At 56.2% G+C, this 15,578-nt stretch carries 14 protein-coding genes and 1 pseudogene; 12 read left to right on the plus strand and 3 right to left on the minus strand.

What is annotated here, in order from left to right; translation table 11 throughout:
* Nucleotides 1-9 precede the first annotated feature (9 nt).
* From SIB56_RS11385 to SIB56_RS11400, 4 genes are all read left to right on the plus strand, one after another.
* Nucleotides 10-258 carry a hypothetical protein gene (locus tag SIB56_RS11385; RefSeq protein ID WP_413324049.1) on the plus strand — a complete coding sequence of 83 codons (249 nt, stop codon included), beginning with the start codon at nt 10-12 and terminating at the stop codon, nt 256-258.
* A 249-nt stretch (nt 259-507) separates the two neighbouring features.
* Nucleotides 508-2,055, plus strand: coding sequence for a ferredoxin--nitrite reductase (locus tag SIB56_RS11390; protein ID WP_413324050.1), 1,548 nt, complete (start codon nt 508-510; stop codon nt 2,053-2,055).
* A gap of 310 nt (nt 2,056-2,365) precedes the next feature.
* The gene (locus SIB56_RS11395; RefSeq protein ID WP_413327343.1) at nt 2,366-3,256 is read left to right on the plus strand and encodes a formate/nitrite transporter family protein; all 891 of its coding nucleotides are present in this window, start codon (nt 2,366-2,368) and stop codon (nt 3,254-3,256) included.
* Nucleotides 3,257-3,266: 10 nt separating this feature from the next.
* Complete coding sequence (locus SIB56_RS11400) at nt 3,267-3,998, plus strand: HEAT repeat domain-containing protein (protein ID WP_413324051.1); 732 nt, start codon at nt 3,267-3,269, stop codon at nt 3,996-3,998.
* A 72-nt stretch (nt 3,999-4,070) separates the two neighbouring features.
* Here the strand turns inward: SIB56_RS11400 and cynS are convergent.
* Nucleotides 4,071-4,521: pseudogene (gene cynS / locus SIB56_RS11405) on the minus strand (cyanase).
* Between cynS and SIB56_RS11410 the strand changes: the two are divergent.
* The 3 genes from SIB56_RS11410 to SIB56_RS11420 all read left to right on the plus strand — a co-directional run bounded on the left by SIB56_RS11410 (nt 4,472) and on the right by SIB56_RS11420 (nt 6,006).
* Nucleotides 4,472-4,654 (plus strand): hypothetical protein, encoded by a 183-nt coding sequence (locus SIB56_RS11410; protein ID WP_413327458.1) that lies wholly within the window; start codon nt 4,472-4,474, stop codon nt 4,652-4,654. The pseudogene cynS and the gene SIB56_RS11410 sit on opposite strands and share 50 nt — an antisense overlap.
* A gap of 43 nt (nt 4,655-4,697) precedes the next feature.
* A complete protein-coding gene (locus tag SIB56_RS11415; protein WP_413324052.1) occupies nt 4,698-4,862 on the plus strand; it encodes a cyanate hydratase in 165 nt (54 codons plus the stop codon).
* A 73-nt stretch (nt 4,863-4,935) separates the two neighbouring features.
* Entirely contained in the window at nt 4,936-6,006 is a 1,071-nt protein-coding gene (locus SIB56_RS11420) for an anthranilate phosphoribosyltransferase family protein (protein WP_413324053.1), read from the plus strand.
* Here SIB56_RS11420 and SIB56_RS11425 read toward each other — a convergent pair.
* Nucleotides 5,967-6,431: an N-acetyltransferase family protein gene (locus SIB56_RS11425; protein WP_413324054.1), complete on the minus strand. Its 465-nt coding sequence runs from the start codon at nt 6,429-6,431 to the stop codon at nt 5,967-5,969. The genes SIB56_RS11420 and SIB56_RS11425 overlap by 40 nt on opposite strands.
* 45 nt (nt 6,432-6,476) lie before the next feature.
* Between SIB56_RS11425 and SIB56_RS11430 the strand changes: the two genes are divergently transcribed.
* The 4 genes from SIB56_RS11430 (at nt 6,477) to SIB56_RS11445 (ending at nt 11,776) form a co-directional block, all read left to right on the plus strand.
* On the plus strand, nt 6,477-7,700 hold the full coding sequence (locus SIB56_RS11430; protein WP_413324055.1) for an MFS transporter: 1,224 nt from the start codon (nt 6,477-6,479) through the stop codon (nt 7,698-7,700).
* A 93-nt stretch (nt 7,701-7,793) separates the two neighbouring features.
* Nucleotides 7,794-9,929 (plus strand): polyphosphate kinase 1, encoded by a 2,136-nt coding sequence (ppk1, locus tag SIB56_RS11435; RefSeq protein WP_413324056.1) that lies wholly within the window; start codon nt 7,794-7,796, stop codon nt 9,927-9,929.
* A gap of 178 nt (nt 9,930-10,107) precedes the next feature.
* On the plus strand, nt 10,108-11,127 hold the full coding sequence (locus SIB56_RS11440; RefSeq protein WP_413324057.1) for an RpoD/SigA family RNA polymerase sigma factor: 1,020 nt from the start codon (nt 10,108-10,110) through the stop codon (nt 11,125-11,127).
* Nucleotides 11,128-11,131: 4 nt separating this feature from the next.
* Complete coding sequence (locus SIB56_RS11445; RefSeq protein WP_413324058.1) at nt 11,132-11,776, plus strand: diacylglycerol/polyprenol kinase family protein; 645 nt, start codon at nt 11,132-11,134, stop codon at nt 11,774-11,776.
* Between the two features lie 23 nt (nt 11,777-11,799).
* Here the strand turns inward: SIB56_RS11445 and SIB56_RS11450 are convergent, their stop codons facing one another.
* Complete coding sequence (locus tag SIB56_RS11450) at nt 11,800-12,879, minus strand: 3-deoxy-7-phosphoheptulonate synthase (protein WP_413324059.1); 1,080 nt, start codon at nt 12,877-12,879, stop codon at nt 11,800-11,802.
* 114 nt (nt 12,880-12,993) lie between these two features.
* Between SIB56_RS11450 and acnB the strand changes: the two genes are divergently transcribed.
* Nucleotides 12,994-15,576, plus strand: a complete 2,583-nt coding sequence (gene acnB, locus SIB56_RS11455; RefSeq protein WP_413324060.1) for a bifunctional aconitate hydratase 2/2-methylisocitrate dehydratase — start codon at nt 12,994-12,996, stop codon at nt 15,574-15,576.
* Nucleotides 15,577-15,578 lie beyond the last annotated feature (2 nt).

Raw genomic sequence — 15,578 nt, forward strand, 5'->3', positions numbered from 1 at the left:
CCTGGTGCCATGTCCCGCCGTCGATACATCAATCGCACTGTCTCTGAAGGTCGTTTCCAGTCCGACAACACCGTCCAAAGCTATCGCTCGGAAAGGGTCTTTCGTCAGAGACATGACGATGGAAGGCGACGTGTTCATCCGGGTGATGGGCAACTCAGAAGTGAGCTCGACAGGGATTTCGCCGCCATGAAACGCGTCTGGCAGATGCTTCGCTACGGAGCGATACGAATGATCGGCGAAGTTGGACGTCAATACTGAGTCCGCGAAAGGCAGCCTTCTAGGGCTCCGTCGGGCGGCTGAGATGTAGCCAGAGTGACCAGATGGTCCATCCCATTTGAAATGAACAGTCAGCTGGGGAAATTGTTCAATTCGCTACCGACAGAGCCCTGGCAAGCCTTTTAACTGCCAAATCGCGCTCCCTTTCTTTTTGAAGCGCAGGTCATCAGGACCTTTTGATTGATCAGCAGCATTTCATGACCAATCATTCGCCCCTCGCTGAACAAGATCATGACGATTAGCTCTCCGTCCAGGCCCTATCTGGATGGCAAGAAGCTGAATAAGATCGAACAAAACAAGTCGGCCAAAGATGGACTGCTAGTCGGTAGTGAAATTGAGAAATTTGCTGCAATGGGATGGGAGCAGGTTGATCAAACCGACCTTCAGCTCCGACTGAAATGGTATGGAATGTTTTGGCGTCCTAAAACACCCGGAAAATTCATGCTTCGCCTGAGGGTTCCCAATGGAGTGCTCTCTGCTCAGCAGTTGCGGGTTGTCGGCTCCATTGTTGAACGCTATGGCGAGAACGGCAGCTGTGACATCACTACAAGACAAAACTTGCAGCTGAGAGGAGTACTTCTTGGCGACCTACCGGAAATACTCAAGCGCCTTGAAGAAGCTAACCTGAGTACGATCCAATCGGGATTTGATAATCCTCGCAATGTTACTGGAAACCCAATCGCGGGGATTGATCCAAATGAAATCCTCGATACCAGGCCTTACACAGATGAACTTGAAAACTTTTTAACAAATCACCGCAAGGGCAATCCTGAATATTCCAATCTTCCCAGAAAATGGAATACGGCAGTGGCCGGTGCAAAAGATAATTTCCTTCTTCACAACGACATTGCCTTCCATCCAGTTGAAAAAGATGGTGTGATGGGTTTCGGTGTGTGGATTGGTGGCATTCTTTCATCACAGATGAATGCCTATGCAATCCCAATGAATGCCTGGATTAAACCAGATGAAATTTGTCGGATGACCGATACGGTGATTCGTCTCTGGAGAGATAATGGAGAGCGCAACAAACGCCCGAAAGGTCGATTCAGGATATATCTCGATGAAGTTGGCCACGACAACTTTCGCGATCAGGTTGAAGAACAGTTCGGGCCGCTAACTCCCGACCCTGGTTCTATCTTTGACACCACGCCCCGATCGCACTACGGCATTCATCCGCAGAAACAGGATGGGCTGGTGTTTGCGGGTCTCCACGTTCCGGTTGGTCGCCTAACAGCGCAGGATCTACATGATCTGGCCACAGCAAGCATCACCTACGGAAGCGGAGAAGTGCGGCTTACCGAAGATCAGAACGTGATCATTGTTGGGCTACCGCAAGCACAGGTAGAAGCTTTTGAAAGCGATCCACTGCTCGAACGATTTCCACTCAAACCAGGTGCAATTTCGGCTGGCACCGTGTCATGCACAGGAAGCACGTATTGCGGATTTGCACTCACCAACACCAAGGATCAAGCCTTGGCCGCAGCCAAAGAGCTCGATCAGGAGCTTGATCTGCCTGAAGAGCTGAAAATTCACTGGACAGGTTGCCCCAACAGTTGCGGGCAGGCCTACATGGGGGCAATCGGATTAACAGGCGCCAAAGCCAAAAACAGTGAAGGCAAAACAGATGATGGCTACACAATGACCATTGGTGGATCTCAGGGACCCAATCCAACGGTGGGTGAACTCCATCAGAAGGCCATTCCGGCTGAGAACATCAAAGAGGTTCTACGCGAAGTGCTAATTGAACGGTTCGGCGCCAAACCACGAACCAAGAGTTGAAGCAGCTGAACATATTTACTATTTTACCGTATTGATGCTGAATTTTCGAGGCAAATCACAACCGAACCTATACACAAAAAATTTACATCATTATTTTTATGTCTAGCAATAGTAATTTGTTCTCAAAACTGGTCAACTGGTTTACAAAATCTGGCCAAAATAAACAGCCCGATTCAAGAGCTGCACATCAACAGGATGCGTTTCCCAAGTTAATGAACAAAATCAGCGGTTAACTGGTGATCTCAGCACTTCATCAACCACTTCATTCCTTCTTAGCCACATTGAACTCATGAGTGTGACTGCTTCACAGATGGACTACGTCCTACCCAATGAGCTTGTCGAGGGCATGATCGGTGCCGGCGGCAAAAAATCCACTGTCAGCGTCAAAAACCTCTTGCTCAGAGGTTTTTATTCGGGAGCGATCCTTGGTCTGGCCGTAATCCTTGCCCTCACGGTGGGGCTCAAAAGTGGTCAACCATGGCTGGGCTCGCTGCTCTTCCCATTCGGTTTCGCCAGCATCGTTTTATTTGGGATGGAGTTAGTCACAGGCAACTTCGCTCTTCTGCCAATGGCCACCTGGGCAGGCAAAAGCACCTGGAGTGCAACCTTACGAAATTGGAGCTGGGTGTGGCTCAGCAACTGGATCGGAACTGCAGTTGTGGCAGTTTTGATGGCGATTAGCCTGACCAGTGGAGGAACTGTTGATCCTGCATCAGCTGCTGAAGGTGGTGGAATGTGGCAACAGGTGGCCGCAAAAATCATCGCATTGAATAAAACCAATGTTGTTGCCAAATATGAGAACCTTCAGTCGATGGGCTTCTTTTTGGCAATTGTTCGAGGCTTAATTGCAAACTGGCTGGTTTGCCTCGGTGTGACCATGGCGCTGGTGAGTAAAAGTGTGCCAGGAAAGATTCTGGCTTGCTGGCTACCCATTACAGCCTTCCAATCAATGGGTATGGAGCACATTGTGGTGAATCAGTTTCTGCACACCGCCGGGCCAATCCTTGGGTCTGGAGTTCCCTTCTGGAAGTGCATTTTCTGGAACTTCCTGCCTGTCACCATTGGCAACATCATTGGCGGCATGGTGTTCATCGGCATGCTCTTTTACAGCACCCACCGCACGAACATCGGAAACCTGCGACCAACCGAACGTGATGACAAGCTGGAACGCGAACTGGCCGCTGAGCTTGGCGCCCGCTGATTGACGTTCTGTGTCTCAACCAATCAGTGAAGCCGTTCTCTGGGAACGACTTTCAAAATCACGACGAACTCCATTGGAGCCCGAATGGCTTGAGGAGGTTTACTCTCCCAGCTTTTCAGTTGAGCTACGCCGAGCGCTCTGCGAAAAACTTGGAATGCTTGCTGAACAAGGCTGGCCAATCATTGAACGATTGATTCAGCAGCATGGAGCACTTTCCGATCTTGTTCTGGCAGCTGGACTGTGCCATCAACATGAAGCGAGGGACTGGCTACTTGATCAACTCAAAAACAACTCCGAATTAGCAGAAGTAAACCTCTGCATCATTGAGGCCTTGTCTTGCTGGGGTGCGGATGTTCCAGAACATGTAGTGAAGAAATGTTTGCTTCAACCTGGACAAAATCATCGCTTAGCGGGATTGCAATTAGTTGGTTTTCGCGCTCATAGCCTGAGCGACGATGAATTACTCAAATTATGCGATGAACCCCTCAACGATTTTCGGGATCCCGTAGTGATCGCCGCAATTCGGGTGTTGCAACGCAGGGATGGTGAGGCGATCAGTAAACGCTTATCGAATCTGTGCAAAACCGGATCCGACGATGTCGCTGCAGCTGCGTTCCGGGCCCTTGGCTGCATCGCAACTCCGATCAGTCAACGTTGCCTGAAAGAGCTCAGCCAAACGCTCAGCAGTGAATCACGCAAACAATTGGCCTGCCAACAATTACAACAGCAATTTCGAATCTGAGCAAACAAATTCCCGAGTAATGTTATGCCTGAAAATTTTATGGCACTACTTCAGTGAAAACCAAAAGTAAAATCACCAATTTTCATATGAGAGGAACTTTCCGCACATCGTAATCTGAACACCGTCACCCTTCGGATTTTCAATTTTGTCCACATCCAGAGTGAAATCGATAGCACTCACGATTCCATCTACAAACTTTCCTGAATCACGTCCTTCAATGGCATACCATAAACCTACATGATTTCGTAAAAACGAGAAATCAGGGGATCTGTTGGAATCACGGGCTCAAGGCTGCGTTTTGGTCAGAAACTCCTGAATCGCAGCTGTAATCGTGATCCAACGACAGTAAGGACGCCAGCTTCTCCGCATCATCGGCAGAGGCTGTCGCCTGTCCACAGAACAGAAAGGAAATATACAATTCGTCAAGCCCAAGAGCCGCCTCAAGATCCGCAAAACTCATCACTTTCGCTTTTTTGGCAGCCATCAAAGAAGCGGTCAATGTGGTCGGCGAAGGGGCCGCCAGTGATGGCGTGGACATGGACAAAACAGTCATAAAAAATACTGAAATCAAAATTAGCTCTCTCGCCTTACATCAGAAAACAGCTATTAAGACGACCAAACAACAAGCCATTTTGGATGCGTTGACTACATCTTGATGAATTCAGAACTGCTCTACTACATTCACTAAAAATGTGATCAATGAACAATTTTTTTCGCACACTCGCCGCACTGCTGAATCGCCAGAATCACAACTCAAGTGTCACCTCAAGCTTGGTACTTGAAAGGCTCTATTACGCCGATGGTCGCCATAACTCCAGCCATCCTCAACATGGCTGTTTCGAAGGGCTCTCGCTGCTTACATAATGCAATTAGTAGCAATTGCTACCAATGAAAGTGGTCTCACTGCAGAACACTGCATGAAGCGTTGATAACGCCCTTGAAAAGCACTGTCGGCAGCGGCCGCGAACGCTTCAAAGAGCACCTGCGCAAAGTCGGGAGCGGTGAACACACCAGCAAAGGCTTGAGTCGAGAGGAAGCTGCAGAAGCTTTGGCACTCATGCTCAGGGAGGAAGCCACGCCAGCACAAATTGGCGCTTTCCTGATTGCACATCGCATTCGCCGGCCGGAGCCTCAAGAGCTGACCGGCATGCTCGACACCTATCGATCGATGGGGCCCGTTATTCAGAGCCCTGCGGATCAGAGAAGACCGCTCTGCTTCGGCATGCCGTTTGACGGCCGGACAAGAACTGCGCCCATCTACCCACTCACCAGCCTTGTGCTGGTGGCTTGCGGTCAACCGGTTGTCCTGCAGGGAGGTGACCGCATGCCGATCAAGTACGGCATCACAGCCCTCGACCTCTTCCGCCTCCTGGATCTCAATCTGGATGGTCTGCCCCTGAGCACTGTTCAGGATGGGTTCAACAACCACGGCTTCGCTCTCATCCACCAGCCGGATCACTTCCGTATGGCGGAAAGCCTGATTGATTACCGGGAACAGCTGGGGAAGCGACCTCCGGTGGCCAGCCTTGAACTTCTCTGGACGGCCCATCAGGGAGCCCATCTCCTGGTGAGCGGATTTGTGCACCCTCCAACCGAAAGTCGTGCATGGGAGGCGCTCCGGCTCGCCGGCGAAACCAATCTGCTCACGGTGAAAGGGCTTGAAGGGGGCACGGATCTGCCCATCGGCCGAGCCTGCATCACGGCCCGTGTCCGCAATGGTGAGGCGGAACGCATGATTCTTCACCCGCGCGATCACGGATGCCACAACGCAGATGTGGAATGGACAACCGAGAGCATCTGGCAGAGCCAGGCCTTCGATGCACTCAGGAACCGTGGGCCCCTGAGTGAAGCCCTGCGCTGGAATGCCGGCGCCTATCTCTGGATCGCTGGTCTGAGCGACAGCCTCGACTCAGGAATCGAGAAGGCCGCAGCGGTACTGGAGGAGGGTCGAGTCCTTGACCGGCTTAATCAGCTGCGTTGCTTGCAGAGCGCTTTATGCATCCGGTAGCGCTCAAAGGGCACACCGGCGATCGTGATGATTTCAGGAGCGACAACCCTCCAGCCGCAGCGCTCAAACAGGGGGCGACTGAACTGACTGGCTTCGGTGCGCAGGCAGGTCACACCCTCCGCAACGGCATCGGCTTCGATTCTCCCCAGCAGAGCCCTGCCGTGACCCTGACGCGCCGCACAACCGCGGCAATACAGCAGAGCCAGTCGGTCCGGAGGATGACGAATGGCAAAGGCATCCTCACCACTGATCCAACCGGAACCCTCCTTCAGAGTGCGATCCAGCACTCCCGGCAACCAGGCAAGTGCTGCCCATGAGCTGACCTGTTGTTGTGAATAAAGCTGTGGAGCCTGACTCTCGATGGCATCGGCATAGATCTCCCGCAGAAGAACCTCATCAGCTGGAACGATCAAACGCAGGACCATGGCCTTGCCTATGGGAATGTGAGTTTCACCTGCCTAAAGGCTGCCTTGCAGCGACCTCGCATTCCCACCCTGCTCAGCGCTTTTCTGACGCTGCTCAATGACCGCCTGAGCGAAAGCATCGTCTTCCCTCTGCTGCCGTTCCTGCTGGCGAGCTTCAACGCCGATGGCCGAACACTGGGTCTGCTTGCCGGTAGTTATGCACTCGCCCAGTTCGCGGCCACGCCTCTGATCGGAGCTCTGAGTGACCGCTTCGGCCGCCGACCCGTGATCGCCACCTGTGTCGCCGGGTCAGTGCTCGGTCTGGGCCTGTTTGCCCTCACCGTGAGCATGGACTGGCCCAAAGGCGCCACGCTGCCGTTGATCCTGCTGTTTGTCGCTCGCCTGATCGATGGTTTCAGTGGCGGAACCGCCGCCACTGCAGGAGCTGTACTGGCTGACATCACACCAGAAGAACAGCGGGCAAAGGCGTTCGGCCTGATCGGCGTGGCCTTCGGACTCGGTTTCATCATCGGGCCGTTCGTCGGTGGACTGCTTTCACGCATCAATGTGACGGTGCCGATCTGGGTGGCCACAGGTTTCGCGTTGGTGAACCTGCTGGTGGTGCTGGGTTTGCTTCCGGAAACCCATCCCCGCAACGCCAGACAGGCCATGCCGCGCAAACGGGACCTCAACCCCTTCGCCCAGATCGCGAAGGTGATGGGAAACCCCGCAGTCGGTCGACTCTGTCTGAGCTTCTTCCTCTTCTTTCTGGCCTTCAACGGCTTCACCGCGATCCTGGTGCTGTATTTCAAACAGCGCTTCAACTGGGGACCGGAACTCGCCACCACCGCGTTCCTGATCGTCGGCGTGGTGGCCACCGTCGTTCAGGGCGGCCTGATCGGTCCGCTGGTGAAACGGCTCGGCGAGTGGAAACTGACGCTGATCGGCCTGGGACTGGTGATCGTGGGATGCCTGCTGATTCCCTCAACAGAACCTCAACAGGCACAGATCGGCGTATTCAGTTCCGTGGCCATCCTTGCGACAGGAACAGGTCTGGTCACACCGAGCCTGCGCAGTCTTGTGTCGCGCCGACTCGACTCGGAAGGACAGGGAACGGCACTGGGAAGCCTTCAGGCACTGCAGAGCCTGGGGAGTTTTCTGGGTCCCCCACTGGCTGGATTCAGCTACGACCTGCTGGGACAGATCAGTCCGTTCGTGGGAAGTGCCTGTCTGCTGATCATGGTGATGCTGCTGGTGGGAGGCAGTCCCCTGCCCTCAAGAACACAATGACTTCTTGAGCTGATCAGCAGCTGGCGGAGAACAGTCCTGCCGCTGGGCGATTGCTACCTTTCGCGAGTCGGTTCTTGCTCCCCCGGTCACCCGATGAGTGACAAAGTTCTCTCCACCGACCTCTACATCAATCGGGAACTCAGCTGGATCGCCTTCAACGAGCGTGTGCTGATTCAGGCGCTGGATGAACGCACCCCCCTGCTGGAGCAAGCGAAATTCAGCGCCATCTTCAGCAACAACCTCGACGAATTTTTCATGGTGCGGGTGGCCTCCCTCAAGGCCCAGGTGGAAGCCGGCATCGACAAACGCAGTGAGGACGGCCGTACTCCGCTGGAACAGCTGCAGGCGATTCGAGAACATCTCACACCTCTGCTGAAGCGGCAGCAACAGCACTACAGCAGCCAGCTCAAATGTCAGCTGATGCATCAGGGTGCCCATCTGCTCGATTACGAACAGCTCAATGAGCGCCAGCGACTCTGGGTCGACAACTACTTCCAGACCGCCATTTTTCCGGTTCTGACTCCTTTAGCGGTGGATCCTGCTCATCCCTTTCCGTTTGTGAGCAACCTCAGCCTGAATGTGGCGGCCCTAATCGATGACCCGGAGACAGGGCAGCGTCTTCTGGCCCGCGTGAAGGTGCCTCAGACAATTCTTCCCCGATTCGTCGCGATCCCAACCGATCTGGCTGCTGAACAATCTGAACCGGTTCACACAGCCGTTCCACTAGAGCAAGTCGTGGCCTTCAACCTCGGGCTCCTGTTCCCAGGGATGAGCATCGAAGGGCACTATTTCTTCCGGGTGACCAGGGATGCGGATCTGGAACTGCGCGACCTGGAGGCTGATGATCTGATGATCGCCATTGAACAGGGACTGAGGAAACGTCGCATGGGTGGCGAGGTCGTGCGACTCGAAGTCGCCGATGGCATGCCTCAAGACGTGGTCGAGATGCTGATGGATGGCATGTCCGTTGAGGAAGCTGATCTTTACAGAGTTGACGGACCACTAGGACTCGACGATCTGTTCGGTCTGATGGGGATCCCACTGCCCGCCCTCAAGAACTCATCCCACTCCGGTTTGACGCCGTCTGTTCTCTGTCGTGCCCAGCGCAACATGCTGGAGGACGGTTCGATCAAGGAGGAGGAGTTTGAAAGCATTTTCTCGGTGGTCCGTCGCCGAGACGTGCTTCTGCATCACCCCTATGACCTGTTCTCCACATCCGTGGAGGAATTCATCAACCAGGCCGCCGATGATCCACTTGTGATGGGGATCAAGATGACCCTCTATCGCACCTCCAAGGATTCACCAATCATCGCCGCACTGATCCGCGCCGCGGAGAACGGCAAGCAGGTGATGGCGCTGGTGGAGCTCAAAGCGCGCTTCGATGAAGACAACAACATCCAGTGGGCAAAACACCTTGAGAGCTCGGGAGTGCATGTCGTCTACGGCGTTCTCGGCCTGAAGACCCACACGAAGATCGTGCTGGTGGTGCGCAAGGAGAAGGAACGACTGCGCAGTTATGTCCATATCGGCACCGGCAACTACAACTCGAAGACATCACGCCTCTACACCGACCTGGGCCTGCTCTCGGCCCGGCCCGAACTCGGCCAGGATCTGGTTGAACTGTTCAATTACCTCACAGGATTCTCCAAACAGCAGGAATTCCGAAAGTTGCTGGTTGCTCCGGTTTCATTGCGCAAAGGAATGGAAAACCTGATTCGTCGTGAGATCGAACATGCGCAGAACGGTCATGGCGGCCATATCCGGGCCAAGATGAATTCTCTGGTGGATCCAAACATCATTGCCCTGCTGTACGAAGCCTCACAGGCAGGCGTGAGGATCGAACTGATCGTGCGCGGGATGTGCTGCCTGTACCCCGGACTCGAGGGAGTGAGCAACAACATCAGCGTGGTCAGCATCATCGGCCGCTTTCTTGAACACTCACGCCTGTTCTGGTTTGCCAATCATGGTGAACCCGAGGCGTACATCGGCAGTGCTGATTGGATGCCCAGAAACCTGGACAGACGTGTGGAGGCGGTGACTCCGGTTGAAGAACCGGCATTACGTGAACAACTGGAACGTTTGATGCAGGTCTATCTGGATGACAACCGCGGCTCATTCGACATGCATCAAGACGGATCCTTTAGCCAGCGTCATCCAGACGGTGAAGAACGTAATTCACAGCTGAGCCTGATTGAAACCTGGAAAAAAGGACTGACGGCGAAGAACTGATCTATGAAGACCCGTGTTCATCGATACAGCGAAATTGTACCTTTTGTCTTTATTTCACATTCGATCCACGAGACTTAACACTGCATCATTGATTCGTAAAAACTTTCGATTTAATCAGCTCACTCTTTGGAGCAGGTGCTAAATTTTTCCCAAATCTAATTTTCAGGAGGCCAGGGTGATGGGGATCCCTCTGGAATCTGAGGGAGTAACTCAAACAGTTGCTTCATCAGAGCCTGTGTTGCCGACCACTGGTCGTCGTGACAGCAGTGCACGTTCACGCTCAACATCCAACCGATCTGCACGTCAAAGCGGACGTCTGGCCACGGATTCAATCGGTTATTACCTGAGCAGCATCGGCAGGGTTCCTCTGCTCACAGCCGCTGAAGAAATCGAGCTTGCACATCATGTGCAGGCCATGAAGGAACTGCTCGAAATTGCTGAGGAGGATCGCACTCCAAGACAGAAACATCGCATCCGCATGGGCAAACGAGCGCGGGACCGGATGATGGCAGCCAACCTCCGCCTGGTTGTGAGTGTTGCCAAGAAATATCAGAACCAGGGTCTTGAACTGCTCGATCTTGTTCAGGAAGGTGCGATCGGCCTGGAACGTGCCGTTGACAAGTTCGACCCGGCCATGGGTTACAAGTTTTCAACCTATGCCTACTGGTGGATCCGCCAGGGAATGACTCGGGCGATTGATAACAGCGCCCGCACGATTCGCCTGCCGATTCACATCAGCGAAAAGCTCTCCAAGATGCGCCGGATCACGCGAGAACTGTCGCACCGCTTCGGTCGCCAGCCGAATCGGCTGGAACTGGCGAATGCGATGGGGATCGAACCTCGCGATCTGGAAGACCTGATCTCACAGAGTGCTCCCTGCGCATCGCTGGATGCCCACGCGCGTGGCGAGGAAGATCGCAGCACCCTAGGCGAACTGATCCCGGATCCCAACGGCGCTGAGCCGATGGAGGGGATGGACCGCAGCATTCAGAAGGAACATCTGGGTGGATGGCTCGCTCAACTGAACGAACGAGAACAGAAAATCCTCAAACTGCGCTTCGGACTGGATGGAGCGGAACCACTGACCCTCGCCGAAATCGGACGTCAGATCAATGTGTCGCGGGAACGGGTGCGACAGCTGGAGGCCAAGGCCATCCTCAAGCTGCGTGTCATGACCAACCATCAGCAGGCGGCCTGAGCGATTGCTCTCGTCCCTGCTGATCATCGGCACATGGATGCTGCTCGTTGTCTCAGCAGCATTGATCTGTCGCCGGCAGTGGCCGGAGCGACGGGAACTGAGTCGCAAGATCGTCCACATCGGAACCGGTCCCGTGATTGTTCTGGCCTGGTGGCTCTCAGTCCCGGCATCCATCGCTGTGCCGGTGGCCCTTGGCGTCACAGTGATCACAGCAGTCAATCACCGCCTGCAACTCCTCCCGGCCGTCGAGGATGTGGACCGGAACAGCTACGGAACCGTGGCGTATGGACTGGCCATCAGTGTGCTTCTGATCCTGTTCTGGCCTGATCAGGCCGTTGCGGTCTGCGCGGGAGTGCTGGTGATGGCCTTTGCCGACGGGCTGGCAGGGCTGGTTGGACGTGGCATGAACTCTCCCAGCTGGACCATCTGGCAACAGAGAAAATCCACGGCGGGCACGCTCACAATGGCGCTGACCAGCGCACTGGTGCTGCTGGTGCTGGTGCTGGCGAGTCAGAGTGCAATGCACCCTCTGCGGCTGATCGCGGTCAGCGCATTGGCCGTCGGCCTGGAGCAGTTGAGCCGCTGGGGACTCGACAATCTGAGCGTGCCAGTGGCAGTGGGCCTGTGCTGGGGCTGGATGACCGTTTGAGTGACCACAAGCTCCCTCGCAGCTCAGCGCACCGGAATTTCTGATGCAAGGGTGCTGGCCTTCTTCACGGATGCAGCCAGCTCATCGAGTAACTGAGCCGTTGATTCAATGCTGATGCAGGCGTCGGTGACACTCTGGCCGTAAGTGAGTGAGGAGCGATCGGCGCTGATCTTCTGATTGCCTTCAACCAGGTGGCTTTCCAACATCACACCCATCACATGGGTCGATCCTTTCTGCACCTGAGCGGCCACGGCCCTGAGAACCTCGCCCTGGCGGCGGAAGTCCTTGTTGGAATTGGCATGGCTGCAATCGACCATCAAACGATCCGGGAGGCCGGCTCCAGCCAGTTCGGCTGAGGCCTCCTGAATCGCCTCGAGGTGGTAATTGCTGCCGCTGTTGCCTCCCCTCAACACCAGATGGCCATAAGGATTGCCCGTGGTGCTGACGATGGAAGCATTGCCGTCGCAGTTGATTCCCAGAAAATGATGGGGACTGGAAGCTGACTGCATCGCATTGATGGCGATGGTGGCACTGCCGTCGGTGCCGTTCTTGTAACCAACGGGCATGGACAGCCCGGAGGCCATTTCCCGGTGGGTCTGACTTTCCGTGGTCCTGGCACCGATGGCGGTCCAGCTGATCAGGTCGGCGATGTACTGCGGAACCACCGGATCCAGCAGTTCCGTTGCGGTGGGCATGCCGTCACGAGCAAGATCCAGCAGCAGTGAGCGCGCCAGCCGCAGACCGGTGTTGATGTCGTAGGAACCATCGAGATGGGGGTCATTGATCAGTCCCTTCCAGCCCACGGTTGTTCGGGGCTTCTCGAAGTAAACGCGCATCACCACCTCCAGCTCCCCCGCATGCCGTTCCCTCAGCGGAGCCAGATGCTTGGCGTAATCAAGGGCCGCATCCACGTCATGCACAGAGCAGGGGCCAACGATCACCAGCAGACGCTGGTCGAGGCCCCGGAGAATCGACTGAATGCGATCCCGAGCGCTGGAGACGGTTTCGATGGCCCTGGCATCGGCAGGCAGATCTCCGTGCAGCAAGGCGGGCGGGACCAACGGTCGTGTGTCCACCACATGCAGATCGTGAGTGGTGGTCATGCCCCGAGCAATGAATGGTCTCAGGTTACGCAAGCTTCTTCGAGCCGCATGACGTCAGCCGGGAACGGTGACGCAGGAGAATGAACTTCGTTTGTCGTTGCTGCGCCGATTCCGATGCTGAGCACCTACCGCGAGAACGCTGCAGAACGCCTGGCCCAGGGAATCCCGCCGCTACCGCTCGATGCCGGCCAGACCAAAGCGCTCACGGAACTGCTGCAGGACCCGCCTGCCGGAGAAGAGCAGGAACTGCTGTATATGCTGAGCGAACGTATTCCGCCTGGAGTGGATGAAGCGGCCTACGTCAAAGCGACCTGGCTGAGTGCCATCGCCCAGGGTGAAGCGAGCAGTCCGCTGGTCTCCGCATTGGAGGCGGTCAAGCTGCTGGGAACGATGGTTGGTGGCTACAACGTCGCCGCCCTGATTGAGCTGCTCAAGCACGATGATGAGGAGCTTGCCGGATGCGCAGCGGAAGGCCTGAGCCGCACCCTGCTCGTCTACGACGCCTTCAACGAGCTGATGGAGCTCGCGGCGGACAACCGCTTCGCCAAACAGGTGGTGGACAGCTGGGCCGCCGCGGAATGGTTCACCTCCAAACCGGAACTCGCCGACTCGATCACCGTGACCGTCTTCAAGGTCGAGGGGGAAACCAACACCGACGATCTTTCTCCGGCAACCCATGCCACGACACGGCCGGACATCCCGCTGCATGCACTGGCGATGCTGGAGACGCGAGACCCCGAGGGTCTGCAGACGATCACCAGGCAGAAACAGGGTGATCATCCCGTCGTGTACGTGGGAGACGTGGTCGGAACAGGCAGCTCCCGCAAAAGCGCCATCAATTCAGTGCTCTGGCACACGGGTGAAGACATCCCGCATGTGCCGAACAAACGAGCCGGTGGCGTGATCCTGGGAGGAAAAATCGCCCCCATCTTCTTCAACACCGCGGAAGACTCCGGTGCACTCCCCATCGAATGTGACGTGACCGGGCTGAACACCGGTGATGTGATCACCATCCGGCCCTACGAAGGCACGATCGAACGGGACGGCGAAGTGGTGAGCCGCTTCGAGCTCAAGCCGGCCACGATCAGTGATGAAGTGCGCGCCGGTGGCCGCATCCCGCTGATGATCGGTCGGGCGCTGACCGACAAAGTGCGCGCCAAACTTGGTTTGAACCCGTCAGAGCTGTTCATCCGCCCCAGTGCTCCGGAGGACACCGGCAAGGGCTTCACCCTGGCTCAGAAGATGGTGGGCAAGGCCTGCGGCCTCACGGGTGTGCGACCCGGCACCAGTTGCGAGCCGCTGATGACCACCGTTGGATCCCAGGACACAACCGGTCCGATGACGCGGGATGAAATGAAGGAGCTGGCCTGCCTCGGCTTCTCCTCCGATCTGGTGATGCAGAGCTTCTGCCACACCGCCGCCTATCCAAAGCCTGTGGATCTTCAGACCCAGAAGGACCTGCCCGATTTCTTCGCCCAGCGCGGCGGCGTCGCACTGCGGCCCGGCGACGGCATCATCCACAGCTGGCTGAACCGCATGCTGCTGCCCGACACCGTGGGGACCGGCGGTGACAGCCACACCCGCTTTCCGCTGGGCATCTCCTTCCCTGCCGGATCAGGCCTGGTGGCCTTCGCCGCGGCCATCGGTGCCATGCCCCTTGACATGCCCGAATCAGTGCTGGTCCGATTCAGCGGTTCTCTGCAGCCGGGCGTGACCCTGCGCGATGTGGTGAACGCCATCCCCTGGGTTGCGATTCAACGAGGCCTGCTGACCGTCGAGAAAGCAAACAAGAAGAATCTGTTCAATGGCCGGGTCATGGAGATCGAGGGTCTTCCCGATCTGAAGCTCGAACAGGCCTTTGAACTCACCGACGCCAGTGCCGAGCGCTCCTGCGCCGGCTGCGCGATCAAGCTCTCCGAGCAAACGGTGAGCGAATACCTGCGCAGCAACGTGGCCCTGCTCAAAAACATGATTGCGCGCGGCTACAGCGATGCGCGCACCCTGGCCCGCAGAATCAAGGAGATGGAGGTCTGGCTGTCCAACCCCCAGCTGCTCAGCGCTGATGCCGATGCCGAGTATGCCGAGGTGCTGGAGATCAACCTCGACGAACTGACCGAACCGGTTCTGGCCTGCCCGAACGATCCGGACAATGTGAAGCTAATTAGTGAAGTGGCTGGAGCTCCGGTGCAGGAGGTGTTCATCGGCTCCTGCATGACCAACATCGGTCATTACCGGGCCGCGGCCAAGGTGCTGGAGGGAGCCGGTGAGAACAAGGCCCGCCTCTGGGTGTGTCCTCCCACGCGTATGGATGAGGATACTCTCAAGCAAGAGGGGTACTACGCCACCTTCGAAGCGGCAGGCTCACGCATGGAGATGCCGGGCTGCTCCCTGTGCATGGGCAACCAGGCCAGGGTCGAAGACGACACCACCGTGTTCTCCACAAGCACACGCAACTTCAACAACCGTCTGGGCAAAGGCGCCCAGGTGTACCTCGGCAGTGCAGAACTGGCAGCGGTCTGCGCTCAGCTGGGCCGAATCCCCACAGCGGAGGAATACCGCAAAATCGCCGCCGCCAAGATTGATCCTCTGTCAGACGAGCTCTATCGCTATCTGAACTTTGACCAGATCAGTGGTTTCGAGGATCAGGGCAGGGTTGTCAGTGCAGACGAGGAGGCGCAGGTGCTGGCCGGGGCTTGATC

The organism is Synechococcus sp. MIT S9503, assembly GCF_047304175.1.
In the GTDB taxonomy this organism is placed as follows: domain Bacteria; phylum Cyanobacteriota; class Cyanobacteriia; order PCC-6307; family Cyanobiaceae; genus Synechococcus_C.

Bases quoted from the DNA above. Each gene is read 5' to 3' on its own strand.
- acnB (WP_413324060.1), top strand. From the start codon at position 12,994: ATGCTGAGCACCTACCGCGAGAACGCTGCAGAACGCCTGGCCCAGGGA.
- SIB56_RS11450 (WP_413324059.1), bottom strand. From the start codon at position 12,879: ATGACCACCACTCACGATCTGCATGTGGTGGACACACGACCGTTGGTC.
- ppk1 (WP_413324056.1), top strand. From the start codon at position 7,794: ATGAGTGACAAAGTTCTCTCCACCGACCTCTACATCAATCGGGAACTC.
- SIB56_RS11415 (WP_413324052.1), top strand. From the start codon at position 4,698: ATGAACAATTTTTTTCGCACACTCGCCGCACTGCTGAATCGCCAGAAT.
- SIB56_RS11425 (WP_413324054.1), bottom strand. From the start codon at position 6,431: ATGGTCCTGCGTTTGATCGTTCCAGCTGATGAGGTTCTTCTGCGGGAG.
- SIB56_RS11390 (WP_413324050.1), top strand. From the start codon at position 508: ATGACGATTAGCTCTCCGTCCAGGCCCTATCTGGATGGCAAGAAGCTG.
- SIB56_RS11395 (WP_413327343.1), top strand. From the start codon at position 2,366: ATGGACTACGTCCTACCCAATGAGCTTGTCGAGGGCATGATCGGTGCC.
- SIB56_RS11385 (WP_413324049.1), top strand. From the start codon at position 10: ATGTCCCGCCGTCGATACATCAATCGCACTGTCTCTGAAGGTCGTTTC.
- SIB56_RS11440 (WP_413324057.1), top strand. From the start codon at position 10,108: ATGGGGATCCCTCTGGAATCTGAGGGAGTAACTCAAACAGTTGCTTCA.